The 19,146-nt window shown below is 43.9% G+C and carries 11 protein-coding genes; 3 read left to right on the top strand and 8 right to left on the bottom strand.

Translation table 11 applies throughout. The features are described from left to right. Nucleotides 1-111 precede the first annotated feature (111 nt). Nucleotides 112-1,137, bottom strand: a complete 1,026-nt coding sequence (locus D2V05_RS03495; RefSeq protein WP_235855375.1) for a glycoside hydrolase family 43 protein — start codon at nt 1,135-1,137, stop codon at nt 112-114. Between the two features lie 390 nt (nt 1,138-1,527). On the opposite strand from D2V05_RS03495, the gene D2V05_RS03490 reads away from it, so the two are divergent. From D2V05_RS03490 to D2V05_RS03480, 3 genes are read left to right on the top strand one after another with little or no spacing between them, the layout of a single operon-like run. Next, nucleotides 1,528-4,596, top strand: a complete 3,069-nt coding sequence (locus tag D2V05_RS03490) for a SusC/RagA family TonB-linked outer membrane protein (RefSeq protein ID WP_119646167.1) — start codon at nt 1,528-1,530, stop codon at nt 4,594-4,596. A gap of 10 nt (nt 4,597-4,606) precedes the next feature. Then, nucleotides 4,607-6,226, top strand: a complete 1,620-nt coding sequence (locus D2V05_RS03485; protein WP_119646166.1) for a RagB/SusD family nutrient uptake outer membrane protein — start codon at nt 4,607-4,609, stop codon at nt 6,224-6,226. Nucleotides 6,227-6,247: 21 nt separating this feature from the next. Next, nucleotides 6,248-8,209: a carbohydrate binding domain-containing protein gene (locus tag D2V05_RS03480; protein WP_119646165.1), complete on the top strand. Its 1,962-nt coding sequence runs from the start codon at nt 6,248-6,250 to the stop codon at nt 8,207-8,209. Nucleotides 8,210-8,399: 190 nt separating this feature from the next. Here the strand turns inward: D2V05_RS03480 and D2V05_RS03475 are convergent, their stop codons facing one another. From D2V05_RS03475 to D2V05_RS03445, 7 genes are all read right to left on the bottom strand, one after another. Continuing rightward, nucleotides 8,400-9,254 carry an alpha/beta hydrolase gene (locus D2V05_RS03475; protein ID WP_119646164.1) on the bottom strand — a complete coding sequence of 285 codons (855 nt, stop codon included), beginning with the start codon at nt 9,252-9,254 and terminating at the stop codon, nt 8,400-8,402. Beyond that, the gene (locus tag D2V05_RS03470) at nt 9,241-10,797 is read right to left on the bottom strand and encodes a GH35 family beta-galactosidase (RefSeq protein WP_235855374.1); all 1,557 of its coding nucleotides are present in this window, start codon (nt 10,795-10,797) and stop codon (nt 9,241-9,243) included. Before D2V05_RS03470 ends, D2V05_RS03475 begins: the two co-directional genes overlap by 14 nt. A gap of 133 nt (nt 10,798-10,930) precedes the next feature. Next, complete coding sequence (locus tag D2V05_RS03465; protein WP_119646163.1) at nt 10,931-13,600, bottom strand: sialate O-acetylesterase; 2,670 nt, start codon at nt 13,598-13,600, stop codon at nt 10,931-10,933. 62 nt (nt 13,601-13,662) lie between these two features. Beyond that, on the bottom strand, nt 13,663-14,844 hold the full coding sequence (locus D2V05_RS03460) for an endo-1,4-beta-xylanase (protein ID WP_119646162.1): 1,182 nt from the start codon (nt 14,842-14,844) through the stop codon (nt 13,663-13,665). Nucleotides 14,845-14,899: 55 nt separating this feature from the next. Continuing rightward, entirely contained in the window at nt 14,900-16,069 is a 1,170-nt protein-coding gene (gene uxuA / locus D2V05_RS03455; RefSeq protein WP_220473533.1) for a mannonate dehydratase, read from the bottom strand. A 26-nt stretch (nt 16,070-16,095) separates the two neighbouring features. Continuing rightward, nucleotides 16,096-16,836, bottom strand: a complete 741-nt coding sequence (locus D2V05_RS03450) for an SDR family NAD(P)-dependent oxidoreductase (protein WP_119646160.1) — start codon at nt 16,834-16,836, stop codon at nt 16,096-16,098. 18 nt (nt 16,837-16,854) lie between these two features. Beyond that, nucleotides 16,855-19,038, bottom strand: a complete 2,184-nt coding sequence (locus tag D2V05_RS03445) for an alpha-glucuronidase family glycosyl hydrolase (protein WP_417935667.1) — start codon at nt 19,036-19,038, stop codon at nt 16,855-16,857. Nucleotides 19,039-19,146 lie beyond the last annotated feature (108 nt).

Genomic DNA, 19,146 nt, shown 5'->3' with positions numbered 1-19,146 from the left:
AATTACTCAAATTTATAGGAAACCACCCACTCTTTTTAGATTAAAAAATTGTTAGAAAAAAATTATGCCCTCAGTTGAGGGCATAGCTTTGTAAAAGATAGGATATTTTTATCATTTTGGTTCAACATAGGCATTTATTCTTTGGATAGAGCCATCGGGATGGTACTTGAGCTCAGTCATCTTCACGCTTCTAAGATGTGTTTTTCCTCCAGAAAGAGAGCTGTCATGAAAAAACAGCCACCACTTGCCATTGTACTCTACAATTGAATGATGGTTGGTCCATCCCAAAACAGGATCCAATAGTACTCCTTGATATGTAAAGGGACCATACGGACTATCACCAATGGCATAAACAATTTTATGGGTATCCCCGGTTGAATAGGAAAGATAGTACCTGTTCTTATACTTATGTACCCAAGCTGCTTCAAAAAATCTACGGTCATTGTCGGACGTTACAATAGGTTTCCCTTTCTCATCCAAGACCACAACATCCCTGGGCTCTTCCGCAAAGCTTACCATATCTTCTGCCAACATGGCCATCTTTGGGGAAAGTGCCGGCTCATCAGCCTCTGGATATTTATCCTCCCCAATATATTTACCATTGTCCCATTTTTGGAGTTGGCCTCCCCATATACCTCCAAAATACATATAATACTTACCGTCATCATCCATGAAAACTGCCGGATCCATACTATAGCTCCCTCCGATGGGCTTCTCCAACGCACTAAAGGGTCCTTCTGGATTTTTACCGGTTGCCACACCAATCCTGAAAATATCATCTTTGTCCTTTACGGGAAAATATAGGAAATAATCATCTCCTTTCTTAGCAGCATCAGGAGCCCACATTTGTCTACCTGCCCAAGGAACGTTATCTATATGCAACGCCAATCCGTGGTCTGTAACCTTACCGCCTACACTATCCATGGAAAACACATGGTAATCCATCATATTGAAATGACTTCCCAGATCATCTTCGGGTATACCCGACTCAAAATCGTGGGAAGGATACACATAGAGTCGTCCGTTGAACACATGGGCCGATGGATCGGCAGTAAATAAATCAGATGTCAATGGATATACCTTGTCTGGAGAAACAGCAGTGGTATCAGAAATGGACAAAGTTTCAATTCCATCCATTTTTTCCACTTTTCGATTCTTACACGAATAACCCATCAATAACACTATTAATGATAAAAAATAGACCGACAAATCTATCTTATTTCTTTTTTTTGATCTAAAAGTTGCGATTTTCATAAGTTGAAGTAGCTACTAATTTGTTAAAAAAATAAGTTGTTCCATAAAAACAATCGTTTGCTTTCTTTTACAATAAATCAATAATATCTGATTATCAGATTTTTACATATTTTTCAAAAGATAGAATATTAAATTTTAAAGAAATGTGAAAATTTTTAACGCAACCGATTGCGTGAACAAATATATTATGTATATTTAACACATTCAAAATATTATACGGCATTTTTTGCCATAATTGAATTAATTAACTAAACAAAATCAAAACTTACTAACATGACCAAATTCTTATTAGCTAGGCTAATGAAATCGGTTGGCCTAAAGACCCATTCTTTTTTATACCTTTTTTTATTGGTCGGCACCATGGTGCAAGCTCAGAACAACATCACCATTTCTGGGGTGGTAACCGATACGCAAGGGGCACCCATCCCCGGGGCAACGGTAATAGTTCAGAATACCACGAACGGTACTTCAACAGATTTTGACGGAAACTATACCCTTAGTGTTCCTTCCAATGCCATATTGGAAATTCGCTACTTGGGGTTTATAACCCAAACCATTAATGTAAATGGAAGAACACGGATCAATATCAGTATGGCCGAAGACACCCAAATGTTGGAGGAAGTAGTTGTAATTGGTTACGGAACCATGGAAAGGGCCAACGTAACCGGGGCCATCACTACTGTAGATGTGGTTGAAGTTCAAAAAGCGCCCGTGGCCAACGTGGTCGAATCATTAAGGGGGCAGGTTGCGGGACTTCAAGTCACCCGGACTTCAGGGCAACCAGGTTCTGCACCCACCTTCAAGATTAGGGGCAACAATTCCTTGGGAACGGATTCTTCCGCTTTGGATGGAAACAATACACCTTTGATCGTTGTTGATGGGGTCCCTTTAACCGGGGGGAACATGGCTGAATTCAATTCGGATGACATTGCCAGTATCAACATTTTAAAAGATGCTGGATCGGCATCCATTTATGGATCCAGTGGTGCCAATGGGGTTGTATTGATTACCACCAAAAGCGGCACTCCTGGAAAACCCAAAGTAACCATTTCCAGTTCCACAGGGTTCTCCGACTTGGTGCAGACCCCTAATATCATGAATGGGGATGAATTCCTCAAATTTAGGCTAGATGCCGTAAAAGCTGGCGACCCCAACGCAGCCAACCCTGCCGTGGCAAGTGTTCTGGATCAAATAGAACTGGCCAATTTTTTGGCCGGCAAGGAAGTGGATTGGCTTGAGCAAGTAACCAGAAATGGGCTCCAAAACAACCTTGGCCTTACCGTATCCGGCGGATCCGACTTGGGTACTTTTTATTTAAACGGAAATTATTTAAGTGATTCCGGCCCGTTGACAGCCTCTGACTATAAAAGATATTCCATCCGATTTAACGGGGATATAAATGTCACTGATTGGCTAAAAATCGGGGCAAGGGTACAAATGTCAAAAAGCTTTTCCGATCAAAGGACCAGGATTGTAGGTTTTGGCAATAATGGAGTTCCTTCGCTCTCTGCCTTGGTGGAATCCAGCCCTTATGGTACCCTGATCGACGAAGAGGGCAACTACACAAAATTTGCCACAACGGACTTGTTTGCCGTAAACCCACTTCACAAATTCAACGAAAGTAAATTGGATGAAAATGTGACACGTTCCTACATAAACCCATATGTGAACATTAAATTGGCGAAAGGATTGACTTATACAATGAACTCTTTTGCAGAGCAAAGGAATGAGTTCCTGGGAAGGTTCCAGTCTGAAAATTTTACGGATGGAGCCGACAACCTTGCCCAAATTAGGACCCGCGAAACCACCACCTATTTATTGGACAACATTTTAAACTACAAGAAAACCTTCGGGGACCACAGTTTGGATGCAACCTTGATTTATGGGGTCCAACAATCAGAATGGACAGAGAAAAATGATCAGGCAACCAAAACCGCCGCAGATCAACTGGGATACTGGGGTATTGGAACAGCCCCTTCAGAAACACAGACCATCAGTATAAACACCAGTGATTGGGGAAAAGCATACTTGGCAGGTAGGCTTGGATATAACTATGATGGAAGGTATAGTGCCACCTTTACCTTACGAAGGGATTCCTCCTCACGATTTGTGGATGATAACAGGGTAGGATATTTCCCTTCCGCTTCATTTGCATGGAATGCACAAAACGAAGAATGGTGGTTTGGAGGCGATGTCCTCAATCAGTTCAAAGTCCGTTTGAGCTATGGGGAACTGGGTAATGATGACAAGATAAATCCTTTCTCCTACCAAGCCAATACCAACCCTACGTTGATTCCCCCTGACTTGAACACAACCGGTTTGATCCCGGGCGATGTAGCAGGTAACCGTAATCTTAAATGGGAAACCAGCAAACAGACCAATATTGGTTTGGACTTCGGATTTTTTGAAAATAGATTGAGTGGAAGCGTGGAGGTCTACAACACCAAAACAGAAGATGTATTGTTGCTTCGTAGGATTCAACCCGCCCTGAACAATGGCTACGGTCGTTATCCTTCCAACATTGGAAAAACCGAGAACAAAGGTGTTGAGGTTAGTCTTAGAGGAGCCATTTTTGATACGGAAGACTTTTCATGGAACATGACGGCCAACTGGGCCACAAATGAAACTACCATTATAAGGTTGAACGAAGTGGGGCCAAATGGGGAACCCTTGGACGATATTGAAAATGGATGGTGGATAGGTCAAGACCCTACAGAAATATTTGATTACCAATATGAGGGTGTTTGGCAAATTGGGGAAACTCCCAACATAACCACTTTTGGCAATACCCCCCAGCCCGGAGACCCAAAGCTTAAGGATGTTAATGGAGATGGCAATATTGACACAAATGACCGAACCTTTGTGGGGAACCAAACCCCAGATTGGTATGGTGGTCTGAACAATGTGTTCCGTTACAAAGGGTTTGAGCTTTCTGTGCTTTTTGAAATAGTGGAAGGCGTGAGTAGATTGAACGACATCTACAATACCTATGCCAGTGCACGGCAGAATAGAATCGCTATAAATTATTGGACACCTGAAAACCCGACCAATGATTATCCAAGAGTGGGTGACGGCAGTGCCATGAACGTATCAGGGGCGTTCCATAATGCTATTTTCCTTGAAGATGCCAGTTTTATCTCGTTGCGCAATGTTTCATTGTCATACTCATTGCCACAAATATGGCTGGACAGAACATTCTTGAATCAGGTTACCCTTTCCTTAAGGGGGAACAACTTAAAATATTGGACTGATTATAAAAATGCCTACTCACCGGAAGTCACAAATACGGATCAATATCCTATTTCACGAACCTGGGCATTTGGAGTAAAAGTTGCATTTTAAAAAAAGAGAGATGAAAAAGTATTCAAAAATTATCACTACACTTTTAGCCCTTCCTTTTTTCTTTATCAGTTGTGAAAAAGATGTGCTAAACCAAGACTTAAGGCATACACTATCTGCCGAAGATGCCGCAAATACGGTTAAAGGAAACCAAGCTTTATTGGCTGGTTCGTTGATCTATGCAAGGGAAGTCTACAATGATTTTGAACTCCGTATCCCGGTTTTTAAACAATGCGGGGTCGATATTGTCCAAGCAGGGACCAATTTGGCAGATGAACCGGCTACGGCAATGCCCGCCATGAACGGGTACACTTCGGACTTGGCCTCGATCAGTGCCGAAATACAAACTTTTTGGGACAATTACTACCAAGGGATTACTCCTGCCAACCAGATCATCAATTCAATTACATCTTCTGGAAATATTGATGACCTATCCGAAGACATCAAGAACTCATTGGGCCAGGCATACACCATGCGCGCTTTCCTATATCTCGAGTTAGTGAGGAGGTTTGAGAACATTCCAATCGTTAAAGTTGCCAATTTGGATGAAACGGGGCCTGTTTCCGAAACACAGCAAAGCAGTCCAAGCGAAGTGTATGACCTCATCATTTCCGATCTGGAGGCCGCTATCCCCTTGTTGAAAAAAAGAGTTGAACTGGACAATAGTGTTCTGACCATATCCAGTGGTCTGGCCAATATGTTGTTGGCAGAGGCCAGTTTAGATGTTGGGGACTATGTCACTGCAGCTGCAGCAGCGGATGCCGTTATTGCAGATGAATCATACTCATTACAACCCTTGGATGGGATTTTTGGCCTGGATGGTGGCAAAGGAGGCGAAGAGAACAATGCCGAGATTATCTTTTCCATCGGTTTTGAACCTCCCGCCACCGACAATGTACAATGGACATCCCAGCATTTTGTACCATTATACGATAGGGTGGCCGGTGTGGCCAGAACCATGGACCAAGGAGGCAGACCATGGTCTCGTTTGTCCCCTTCAGAATATTACTGGAGTCTTTTTGATTCCGATGATGATGGTGATGTGGAAGACGAAGCGGATGGACGTATACAGGCATGGCACAAACTTTATTGGACATTTGATGATGCGGAAAACCTACCGGCCGGTAAAGAGGTGGGCGATAGGGTGACCTTGGAAGATGTGCAGGCCCAATGGCCCGATACCCCGAACAACTGGAGATATATTGAACCTACGACCATAAAAACCTGGGAAAATGGTGAATATGGCCGAACCACCGCACTTGCTGAAGGTTGGAGGAACATTATCATTTTCAGATATGCACAGGCTTATATTTCCGGTGCGGAAGCCTATTTCAAGCAAGGGAATACCGCTAAAGCCCTACAATATCTCAACGTACTCAGGGAACGTGCATATGGAAATGCCTCCGGCAACTTCGGGAGCATCACTTTTGAAGACATTGTTGAGGAACAGGCCCGAGAGCTGGGCCATGAAGGACATCGTTGGTATTTCCTTAAGCGTAACAATCTTTTGGTAGAAAGGGTTGGGATGTACAATCCAAGTGCTACTGGCAATATACAGGACAAGCACGTAAGATGGCCAATCCCACAAGGGTTCATAGATCAAACAGGAGCAACCCAAAACCCTGGATATTAACATCTAACCAACAATTATATCATGAAAAACAATTTCAAATTCCTTATAAGTTCATTCGCAATCATGGCATTGTTCTTTATGTCAGGTTGTGAAGAAGATGACGATTTTACACCGGCAACGGTGACCGTAAACCAAGTAAGTGTGGACAGTGCCTATCCAGGGGACCCGGTATCTTTGACAGGGACCAATTTCAATACGGTGCAATTTATTTTCATTGGAGACCAACAGGCCCCGTTCCAATTGAGTGACAACACCATAACCTTTAACGTTCCTGAAGGTGCCAAAGTCGGAAGTAACACCATAACCCTGGCCATGCCCAGCAATTATAGAATCAATCTTCCATTTGAGGTACTTTTAAGGCCTATTCCCGTAATTCAGCAGTTTGATGCCTTTGTACCGATCGGCGGCGATCTGGTGATTACAGGGCTGAGCTTAAACCCAGAATACGACCCAACGGTTACCATAGATGGTATTGAGGCCTCCATTACATCAAACACAGCAACGGAAATTGTGGTCACAGTTCCGAGTGGAATTCCCGATGATGAATTTTTGGAACTCGCCATTTCTTCCATTCATGGTGAAACTATGGCCACGACCGGTTTCTTGGCACGGGAAAGTGTACTGGCCAACGGACAGTTGGAGGAAGGCTCGGGAGATGATTTCACCAATTGGGAAAAACTCAATGGGGCCGATCGTATGTCTGCTGTAACAGGCGAAGAAGCCTATGGTGGCGGTAGGTCCTTAATGGTAATGCCCGCTTCTGGCAACCCATGGGACAATCAATTTGCATCTGATGGGGTCCAACTGAACTTTGGGGAGGAATACACCCTTATCCTTTGGGCCAAAGCCATTGATGAAGGTGCCTTTATGAGGTTTTCCATATCCCAATACGATGGCAATGGGGCTGATTATTTCTATGGTGAGGACAAAGTATTGGAATCTTCATGGCAACCTTATTCATGGACCTTTACTGTAACCAATGACCTCCCCTCCCACAGAGCGGTGCTGGACATGGGAGCATCCTCAGGTGCCTTTATGATAGACCATATTGCACTTGTATCCGGAGCAATTGGTGTTTCCGGCGAACAGCCCGAACTATTGGCCAACGGAAGTTTTGAAGATGGCCTGACAGGTTGGGAGAGTTTGAACGGATCACATGATGTGACCACTACAGAATCTTACTGTGGCACCACATCCATGACTGCCACAGGAGCAGGAAACAACCCTTGGGACACACAAATAGCATCCGATCCAATGGACTTGGTTGAAGGCACAGAGTACGAAATCAGCTTTTGGGCGAAAGCCGCAGGGCCAGATGGCATCTTTAGACTCTCCATGTCCCAATATGATGGTAACGGTTCGGATTTCTTCTATTCTCCAGACTTGGATATTCCTGAAGATTGGACATACTTCTCGTTCATTGTTGAGGCAGGACCTGTTCCATCTGGTGTATATAGATTGCTTTTTGATATGGGGGCCACTACCCAAACATTCTTTGTGGATGGTGTAAGCGTGAAGGAATATGCTCCACCGGAAAGCATCTATACAAATGGAGGTTTTGAAGATGGACTGACAGGATGGGAAACCCTTAATGGAGCCCATGATGTTTCCACTACCGAATATTATAGTGGTTCCGCATCCATGACGGCAACTGGTACCGGCGGTAACCCATGGGATGTGCAAATGGCTTCAGATCCGGTTGCACTTACAGTAGGCCAGGACTATAAAATCAGTTTCTGGGCAAAAGCCGCAGGACCAGATGGCATCTTTAGAATATCCATGTCGCAATATGATGGCAATGGGGCCGACTTCTTCTATTCCCCTGACTTGGAGATTCCAGAAGATTGGACGTATTTCTCATTTATTGTGACCGCACAGGCCACGGCATCCGGCGACCATAGGTTATTGTTTGACATGGGAGCTACCACACAGACCTTCTTTGTGGACGACGTAATAGTGACCGAGTATGATGGTTGTGAATAATAGTTAGTTTGAGTTAGTTGTAATTTTAATTCACAGCGAAGACCGCCTTTGGGAACAAGGCGGTCTTTTTTATGCATACTAATTTACTATACAAACTTAGCCGTGGCTGATTACCCAAATTAATTGGCATCCTTATTCCCTAACTTCAAATGGGAAATTGCCAAATGACGGAAAACGTAAGTGCAAATCGTTATTCTTGAAAAACCTGTTGCAACCAATTTTCCACAAGAGGTGGCCATTGTTCGGCTGCAGGGTTTCCAACTCGGAGTCCATACCCATGGCCTCCCCTTTCATATAGGTGCATCTGCAAAGGGGTTCCCATCTCTTTTATGGATTTTGCGATATCAAAGAACCCTTCGACCAAAAAATCATCAAAAGTCCCGAAAAGAAACATAGGGGGCATCCCTTTATGAAATTGTACTTCTGTCAATACGGAAGCTTGGGGGTCATTTTTTACATAGTAAGGGTACATCAATATGGTAAAATCGGGCCTGCAGGATTCCAAATCAATATCGTCTTGCTTTTTATAAGAATCCTGCAGATAATTTGTACTCGCCAAAAGAGAAAGATTCCCTCCTGCCGAAAATCCCATGACCCCTATCTTATTTGCATGCAAATCGAAATCTTTTGCTTTGTTCCTTACCATTCTGATGGCCCGTTGGATATCGTTCAAAGCCCCCAACCTATTATTTGGGGTTCGATACTCCAACACAAATGCCGTGTAGCCCAACATGTTGAGCCATTCCGCAATTTCAGACCCTTCAATATTGATGGCCAAATATTGATATCCTCCTCCTGGTGCTATAATGATTGCTCCATGGTTGCCTTTCCCTTTTTTGGGCTTGAAAATGGTCAGTTTGGGATTGGTGATTTCAGTGATTCGGATAACGGCCCTACTTGTATCCGGCGTTTGAACGGGAGTACTTTTGGGATGAACCTCATTGGGCACCTTATTGGGCCATAGATGCAGAGTGTCTTGGGACTGGGCATAACCAAATGCCATTGGAAATAGAAAAAAAACAATAGCCGCCCTAGTCGTAGTCATACAATTCGAACCGTTGAATGGAATAATCGTTCAGAAAAATCCTTACATGTCTTCCTTGATGGGTTTGGTCCCCGTTCAAATGACGTACCACCTTCCATTGGCCTTCCTCAAAACGGCCCTCTTCATCTTTCAATATACCGGTTGTTTTTGAGGGATCCTTCAAATTATTGAAGGTTACCACAATACCAGAACCTGCCACGTAAAATTCATTTTCAGAGGTTTGCACCAGTATGGCACCTGCCGGTGCCCATTTTTCGTTGGATGAAGATGCCTCCCAGCCCAAGGTATGGGAATGACGGACCATCAGTTCATAGTTGCCGAAATTCAGGGTGCTTTCTTGCTTTTCCTTATCCAATAAAACTCCATCTATTTTGCCCTGCCCATGGTGTTTTCCAATCAAAGGTGTCATTTGGTGCACCAAAGCATATACCTTTCCTAAATCTTCGTCCCCGGGTTGCTCTGTTGATTCTATGGAAAAAGGGGAGAATCCCAAGCTTTCATAATGGCCTATGGTGAAAAGTGCCTTGGCAGAAACCGTTTGATCAAACCTGTGCTCTGGAATAAACAGAGGATTGTCTTGTCTCGTATAAAGGTCGCACCAGTGTTCAATGTTGGGAAAATAAAAATCCGGGGAGAGGAAATCAATGGATGCCCCCCCGGCCAACCAAACATCCATGATATGGGGCAATGGCCCTGCACTCGGATATCCTTTTCCTGGTTGTGTATTGGGTCTGTTCAAAGCAGCATTCACATACATTGGCAAAGGATGTATTTTTTTCCCGGCTTCTACAATGGCGTTGGTATATTTTGCATAAAACCATGCCATGAAAATCTCATCGGTGCGGGTTCCCTTACCAAAAACCTCTTCCCAAGTTCCTGTTGTTTTAAATCCATTTTCTCCCCATACCTGATAGAACTCAGGTACCAACTCTTCTTTACGGTCCTTCAAATAGTGTAGAAGTTCTTCGGGCACTTCCTGTTGGAATTTTTCATTGGCCATAGGGTGGTGATCACGGGCAGAGGGCAGCATCCCAATTTCATTTTCTGTCTGTACCATGATAATGGTATGTTCATTACCGTCCAATTCTTTGATGTGTTGCATCAACGCCTCATATGCCTTGAGGTCCGCCGTAAGGTTGTTCTTGCCGAAAGGGCTCAAAATTTCATGGCTGTTCCCCTCATCGTCCTTTATTCGTGGGAATCTTTCCTGGTCCTTTTTTACCCAAGATGGTGCATGACTGGACATACTGTTCTTCCACGAGCCAAACCAAAGTAAAATCAGCTTAAGGTCATGTTCCCTTGCTTTGTCCACCAATTGGTCCATAAGTTGAAAGTCAAATTTCCCTTCTTCCGGTTCCATGAGTTCCCAATAAATTGGGGCCAAAACCGTATTGAGGTTCATTGCCTTTAACTTGGGCCAAATGGATTCCATATATTCAACACTTGTGAAGGAAGAATTGCCCAATTCTCCACCTAAAACTATAAAAGGTGCATCATCAACGATCAATTGAGTCGTATGTCCCTTTTGGATCAGATGGGGCATGTCATGCTTTTTTGAGGAAATAGGCACTTCCCGTTCTTTACAAGCCATGCAAATAATTGAAAGGATACCTATCAAAAAGAATTGAAAAAATATCCTCCTGGCCTTTTTCATCATACAATTGCTCCGGTACCTCTTAATTTGTCCTTTTCCCAAACTGATGGTTTTTCACATTTTTTGCCACCTCCATTAGGGTTGCGGTCCACACCTCATCATCATGCTGTTGGAGGTATTCCAATAATTCCCTATGGGCGGACAGGGAAACATCCATGGAGTGTTCCCCTCCCACTCCATGGAACAGAAAAATGAGCAGGGAATTGGTCTCAACAGCTTTCTTGACCTTTTCAATCATCTCTTCACCACTGGCATCCACAATGGCATAACTGTCCATATTGTAGAGATCCACTTCATCAATCCCATGCATTTCAGAGCGCACTGCCCTGGCAGCAACCAGTTCATCTTTCAATCCATCGATAAAGAAATTGTTCCCATTTACGGTAAAATCCCCGCAGGTATAGGCAAAGGTCCTTTCCTTTTTGCCGTCTAACGCCCCCAAAAGAGTGTTGTTGATCCGAATCTCATCCACCATACGTTCCACGGTATAGGTGTTCATATCGTAGTTCGGGTTCACCCAGGGCCTGCTTTTCTTTCCCATACAAGGATGAAAGATGGTATGGTTGCCCAGTTCGTGTCCATGCGCTGCAATTTTCTTCCAATCGTCCAAGCGGTTTCTGAATGCCTTGGAATAGGTGGACACATAAAAAGTACCTTTTAGGTCCAAGGAGTCCAAAAGGGGAGCAACATTATCAAGATGTACATTCAAAGCATCATCATACGTTAGGACCACTGCTGCCTTTCTACCCCGCCAAGGAATTGTATCCAGTAATTCCTCATCATAGTTTTGAAAGGGGGATGCGGGCAGCCCTTCTTTGTTATATAAGTTGGCCCCTTGCGGATTGTCGGCCCAAGCGTATCGCACATAAGTTGGATGGGGTATATCTTTGTTCTCCACTACAACAGTGTTCCCTTCCATTGTTGCCGTGGCCTTAACAAATTTATGGTTGATGCCGGCAACTTCAAATCGGTCCAAAGGCTCCCCGTCAATAGAGCCCAAACCACTGCCCACATGATCAAAATACAGCGCCATCTTTCCATTCCTAACTTTTGAAGATCTATAAGTGGGCCCCATGTAAACCACATCCTCGCCATAGGCCAACTTGAACGCCCCCAAGGCCAGTCGTTCCCCCACCTCTTTTTTGTTAAGTGGGTGGATATCGTTCCATTCCCCTAAATCAATAGTAACGGCCATTGCCGTATTCGGTACGGAAAGGGCTTTCAACTGTGCGTTCCTCAGTTCTGCCCAATTGCTCTCAACGGGGAGATAGTCCACATCTTGAAAGTTGGCCAGTTGTACATATAGAAATGGTGCATCAGGATCATTGAATTGCGCTCTCCAATCCTTGATCAGGGCTGGAAGATACTCTTTGTAGGGCTTGGGGTTTCCAGTATTGGACTCCCCTTGATACCAAAGAATGCCTCTTATGGAAAGGTTTGTCAACGGGGCCACCATGGCATTGTAGAGGGATGTGGGCTGGTTTTGGGCCCAAAATTGATCATATCCTTTTTTTGGGGGGGTTGGCGAAAAAACCTCTCCAACCTTATATTGCCATTTCCCCATTAGATCAATACCCATACCATTGGCAACAAGCTCGTAGTCCTTGTCCGGGACAAAACCTCCCTTTCCTTCATAATTGGTAACCCTTATGGTAAGTATGTTTTTCCCTTTTTTAAGAATCCCTTTGGCAAGAGTATACCTTCTAGGAGGGTATTGATAAGTGATGTTGCCAACTTTGGTCCCGTTCACGTAGACCTCATCGGCATCCACAATGCGTCCCAAAAAGAGTTTGGCATCTGTTCCCAGCATGGTTTCAGGAACCTCAATTTCTTTCCTGAACCAGATTACGCCATTCAAGTCCCGAACCCCTTGGTCTTCCCAATATCCCGGCACATAAAAATTTTTCCAATCTTTGGGCACATATTGGTTTTCAAACCATTTTACAGAACCTGTCAGTCCTTGGTCCCTAATTATTGGTAGTGGATTGGGAGGTTTGGCGGTAAACTGTTTTGTATATGCTTCGTTTTTGTTTTTTTGAATGATTTCCAAATCTTTTGGAAATTCCTTGAAACCACTCTCACTCATCCAAGATTGAATGGGAGTTCCACCTACACTTGCATTTATTACTCCAATGGGCACATGGTATTTTTCATAGAGCTCCTTGGCAAAAAAGTAGGTCACGGCACCCATGGTCAAGATATCATCTCCAACGGCCGATTTCCATACTCCGGAAGGCAAATCTTTTTCCGGGCCTTTCAGGCTTTTTAATGTAGGGATGAAGAAATTCCTTATTTCCGGATAGTTTGCCTTTCCAATTTCATTAGGGTATTTCTCTTTTACCCGTTCCATGGGCAGTACCATGTTGGATTGTCCTGCCCCAATCCAAACATCCCCAAAAAGAATGTCCTTCACCTCCACTTCATTATTTCCCCTAAAAAGCATGGTAAAGGGTCCTCCTGCCTTTTGGGGTTTCAAATCAATGGTCCATTCGCCTTTTTTATTGGCAACAACTTGGTATTTCTTCCCTTTAAATGAAAGTTCCACCTTTTCATTGGGGGATGCCCACCCCCACAACCTAATATTGGAGTCCCTTTGTAGGACCACCCCATCACCGATCAGTTTAGGCAGCTTGATCTGCCCCATGCCAAGGGAACAGAGGAACAAACATGAAAGGAGTATTACATTCTTCATGAAACGTATACAAGCTGTTTTTACCTATTGGACTTTAAAAATCCGGTGCTGTAGTTTGCCCATCATTCAGGATTTTCCCCGTTGAGTCCCGCGACCAAACCTCTATGGGCAATTTTCGTATCAAAATCATTATCATAAAGTAATGGCCATTCCGAACCTCCATCGTACAACCAACTGTCCCTATCCCGAAAGCCCCAAAGGGTCAATCCATATTGCTGTGCAGCAGGAACAATGGTGGTATAATAATATCCCACCCTTTGAAATTGCACTTCCTGTGCGGCAGCTCTTTCCTCGGTAAGTTCTGTAATATCATCCCCATAATTGACCTTGACATCAAGCTCTGACACATGCACCAATAGCCCAGTATCCGATATATCCTGTATGGCCGTTGGCAGATCCGAAGTAGGCCAATCATGATTCAGGTGCATTTGCATCCCTATACCATCAATGGGAATACCGTTGGTCTGAAAATCATTGACCATACCAATGATCGCATTTCTCTTGCCCACTTCACCTGCAATGTTATAATCGTTATAGAACAATTTTACGTCCGGGTCAGCTTCTCGGGCCCACTGGAATACCTTTTTATGGTAATCATTCCCCATTCTTTGACTGAATAGGGTACTTCTAACAGAGGACCCATCAAAATACTCATTTACAACATCCCATGAAGTCACAATAGGGTTTCCTCCAGTGTCCTTTGCTTCGGCAAAATGTGCCACCGTGGCTTTCACATATCCCTCAATCTGTGCTTCAAACTCTTCATCGGTCCCAGCAAAGCTGTTCAACCAATTAGGTATGGATTGGTGCCAGATCAATGCATGTCCGTGCACACGAAACCCGTTCTCCTTCGCATAGGCAACAATGGCGTCCCCATCACTAAAATCATAGGTGTCCTGACCAGTGAACATATTGGCCATTTTCATGTCGTTCTCAGCGGTTATACTGTTATACTCCGCATTCAATATGCCTTTGAAAGTTTCATTTTCCGTAGATGTAGAGGCCAATTTGCTTGCGGAAACAATGTTCCCGATCGGGAAATCGGCAACATCCTTCAGGTCTTGGGTTGCATTGTAGAGGAAAGGATCCCCACTATCGGGGTTGGAACCATCATCAGTGGATCCTGGATCGATATCATCCGAAGGACCACCTACAATCGGGCCCTGGGGCGCATCATCCCCGCTTGAACTACAGCCAAGGAACATGATAAAAAACAAGACGGTCAAAGTTCTTAGTACATTCATTTTGGTATGTTTAGCTTACTATGTTTATTCATGGGGTAGTCGGGTTTGACCAAGACTATCCGTTCCGGTTTATTTTATAAGAAATTCCACGCTCCAATCCCCTTATTTCCGCCAAGCCTTTCAATCTACCCATTAAAGAATAACCAGGGTATTGTTCTTTGGTCCCTTCAAAGGAATGCAGAAAACCATGATCAGGCCGCATAGGAATGGAAACGCCCCTTCGCTGCATAAGCAAAAGCAGTTGTTCCATGATGGCCTCCATGGGATTGTCGCCATTTAGATGTTCGGATTCCCTGAATTGTTTGTCATTGTCCCTTTTCACATTCCTTAAATGAAGGAAATGTATCCGGTCTCCATGTTGATCAATGATCTGTAAAAGATCATTGCTGGGTCGGGCACCCAATGATCCCGTGCAATAACACAGACCATTGGCCCGCGAAGGCACAGCGTTGAACAGCTGTTCCAGATCACTTTCCGTAGATACCACACGGGGCAGACCCAAAACGGAAAAAGGAGGATCATCCGGGTGTATGGCCAGCTTGACCCCTAATTTTTCGGCGACAGGAACTATTTCTGTTAGAAAGTAGATCAGGTTTTTTCTTAATTCCCCATCATTTACTCCTTTATAGTCTTCCAACAGTTCCAATACCTTTTCCCTGGTAAAGTTTTCAGTACTTCCCGGTAGTCCCAATAGAACATTTTTGAAAAGTCTTTGTTTTTCATTTTCGTCCAGGGCATTCCCATAGGCTGATGCTTCTTCCAATTTTTCTTTTGTATAATCAGCTTCCGCACCAGATCGTTTGAGCAAGAAAACATCAAAATAGGTAAAAGCGGTCTCATCAAAAAGAAGTGCCTTGGTACCATCACTGTTGATATGTTCGTGCTCGGTACGTACCCAGTCCAAAACCGGCATAAAATTATAGGTGACCACTTTTAGTCCACATTGGGCAAGGTTTTCCAAGCTTTTTCCATAGTTTAAAATATACTGTTTGTAATTGCCCCGCTTCCGTTTAATGTCCTCATGCACAGGCAAACTTTCAATCACGGTCCATTCCAAACCTTGGTCGCGGATGGTCTGTTGCCTCTCCATAATGTCTTTTACCTCCCATACCTCACCGACCGGTATCTGGTGAAGTGCTGTAACAATTCCCTCTACACCACACTGCCTTATATCCCTTAGTTTAATGGTATCGTGGGGGCCATACCAACGCATGGTCTGTTGCATTTTGATCATATTTGGAAAGTTCGTTCTCAAAATCCAATACTGTTTCCACCATCCACGGGAAGGACTGTCCCTGTAACAAACTTAGCCTCGTCCAATGCATAAAAATATGCTGCATCGGCAATATCTTCAGGGAGTCCCATCTTGCCCATGGGGGTTCTTGAGTATACTTTATTTTTTCGCTCGGGATCGGAATCGAGTGCCTTTGCTGTCATTTTGGTTTTGATAAACCCAGGAGCTATACAATTTACCCTGATGCCAAAGGGCGCCAGTTCCACCGCCATGGCCCTGGTCATTCCCTCAATGGCTGTTTTACTGGCCGAGTAGGCAATCACTTTTGGCAATCCATACTGGGCCGCCATGGAACTGATGTTAATAATACTTCCCCCCCCGGTTTCCTTCATTTTTTTCACTACCTCCCTACTAATGGAAAAGACACTGAACATATTGGTCCGGATCACCTCTTCAAAATCGGCATCGGTCACATCCACAAAATCTTTTTTCATGTTTATTCCTGCATTGTTCACCAAAATATCAATATGTCCCTCTTTTTTGAAAATTTCATTGACCATGGCAGGAATCTGTTCAAGGTGGGTCAAATCAAAAATTACCGGAACAGCATGTTCGCCAATTTCCGCGCAGGCATTTTCGGTGCGTTCCCTGGTCCTTCCAACAACATAGGTTTTGATGCCATTATCGCAAAATTTCTTGGCGGTGGCATACCCCAATCCGGAATTGCCTCCTGTAACTATTGCTATTTTTTTATCCATCAATTCTTTTACTAAAAATTAGTTCCAACTGGGGCGGATTCCCGGAGCGTATGGAAATTGTAAAGATCTATAATACTCCAAGGCATGCTCGGGAGCCTCCATTTCTTTTGGAAAGTCCATTTTTGAAAATGTTTGAAAGTACAGCATACATGCATCCCGCCACCATTTTGCTTCTTTCAACTGAATATTCAACAGCATGGTGACCTGTTTGTACCTCAAATCATCCACATAGGGTTTCATCTGTTCCCAAGTGGCAATCATTTCCCGGACTTGGTCCACTCCTTTTTGATATTTAATTCCCAATCCATCCCACAGGGTTCTACCGTTTTTCAATCTATAGTCCCAAGGTACGTGATGAAACCAAAGCAAATATTCTTCGGGACATGTTTCAAGGTCCGTGAACATTTTTTGCACCTCCGGGGCATATTGGAACAGGGCATCGCTCCCTGTTTTGGTCCTATCAAAACCAATGCCCAGACTATCTGCCTTGTGGTAATACACAGGGTTCCATTCAGGTCTGGAAAGGTTGTCCACCCATGGTCCTGGCCCATAATGATGGCCTGTATCAAAAATATGGTGCAGCCCCAAGGGATCCATATAATTTACCACGGCCTCCCTGGATTCCATCATCATTTTTTTGACCGGCCCCACAAAGTGTTCATCATTGGTAAACGTGCAACGAAGCCATTCATCGGCTATATCTTTTGAGTCCATATAAGGGTTCCAGGCCAATCTCCCAAAGCCATACCAATCTGCTTGGCCAAATGGGTGTCCCGTCCAATTGAAATCTGTTCCAATGTTGGACACACCGGCCATTCCCGTTAATTTTTTATGGTTCAAAGAGCCATCGATCACTTTGGCCACCAACGATCCTTTTCCCTTTCTATATGTGTCGGATTTTAAGACCTCCTCGAAGAGTTTGGGCAAATAGACCAAGTGGGTTGCAAATCCCAAATATTCCTTTGTGATTTGGAATTCCATCATTAATGGTGTGTTTGGCATAGCACCGAACATGGGGTGGAAAGGTTCCCTTGGTTGAAAATCGATGGGGCCATTTTTCACCTGGATCAATACGTTTTCCCTATATTTTCCATCATCGGGCACAAACTCATTATATGCTTGCTTGGCCCTGTCCGTAGGATCATGTTCAGAATACACAAAGGCCCTCCACATGACCACGCCGTTATGCGGTGCCAAAGCATCTGCCAAAAGATTCGCGCCATCCAGGTGGGTCCTCCCATAATTTTGTGGGCCAGGTTGTCCTTCGGAATTGGCTTTGACCAAAAAGCCCCCAAAATCCGGGATTATGGAATATATTTCATCTGCCTTGTTTTTCCACCACTGGATCACTTTGGCATCCAAGGGGTCTGCCGTTTTGAGTCCCCCAATTTCAATGGGCGCTGAAAATCTAGCTGTCAGGTACACTTTTAGACCATATGGCCTGAACACATCCGCCAATGCTTTCACCTTTTCCAGGTAATGGGGCGTTAGTATAAGAGCGTTCGCATTGACACTTGTTACAGCAGTACCATTGATCCCAACCGAAGCATTGGCACGGGCATAGTCAATATATCGTTGGTCTATGTAATCGGGCAAGGTCTGCCAGTTCCAAATTGAAAATCCGGAATATCCCCGCTCAATGGTCCTGTCCAGATTGTCCCAGTGGTTCAGCATTCTGATGTCCACCTTGGGTGATTCCACTATTTCTAGATTTTTTAGGGGTTTATGCATCTGAAGCAGCCGCAAAAAATGAAATGTGCCATAGAGAAGACCAATATCATCCCTTGCCGTGATGACCACATGGGACCCGCCTTCCATGTCCACATTTTTAATGATATATCCTTCCTTTTTAAGATCATCCACCTCCATTTTCTCCGTCAAATTCTTAGGTAGATTCATATATTTCGAAACAATGAGCATGTTCCCATCACCCCCCAATGCATTGAACTTCAAATTAGTATCCAACAGAGTACCAAGCCCCATGGTAAGTTCTTCACCAATGACTTTCAAGGTGGCACCTCCCTCTTCCAAATAAATGCCTTGTAGTTGGGATCTATAGCCCTCAAGTACCACTTTATCTTTTATCTTAGTGTAATCCAACCACAATCCATACCCATTGGACATAGAGAACAAGGGGGTGGAGGTCAGTAAAAAAAGACCTAAAAAAGTGGTGGTATATAATTTAAGGAACTGTTTCATCATTTAGAAATCGGCAAAAAAAAATCGATTAATTATTAAATCAATCAATTGCATAGAGTAAAATAAGTAAAAAATTTATAGATTAACAAAATGTTTAACGCAATCGATTGC

The organism is Flagellimonas pelagia, from assembly GCF_003584135.1.
GTDB lineage: Bacteria > Bacteroidota > Bacteroidia > Flavobacteriales > Flavobacteriaceae > Flagellimonas > Flagellimonas pelagia.
This window is presented reverse-complemented; position numbering and strand designations above follow the sequence as displayed.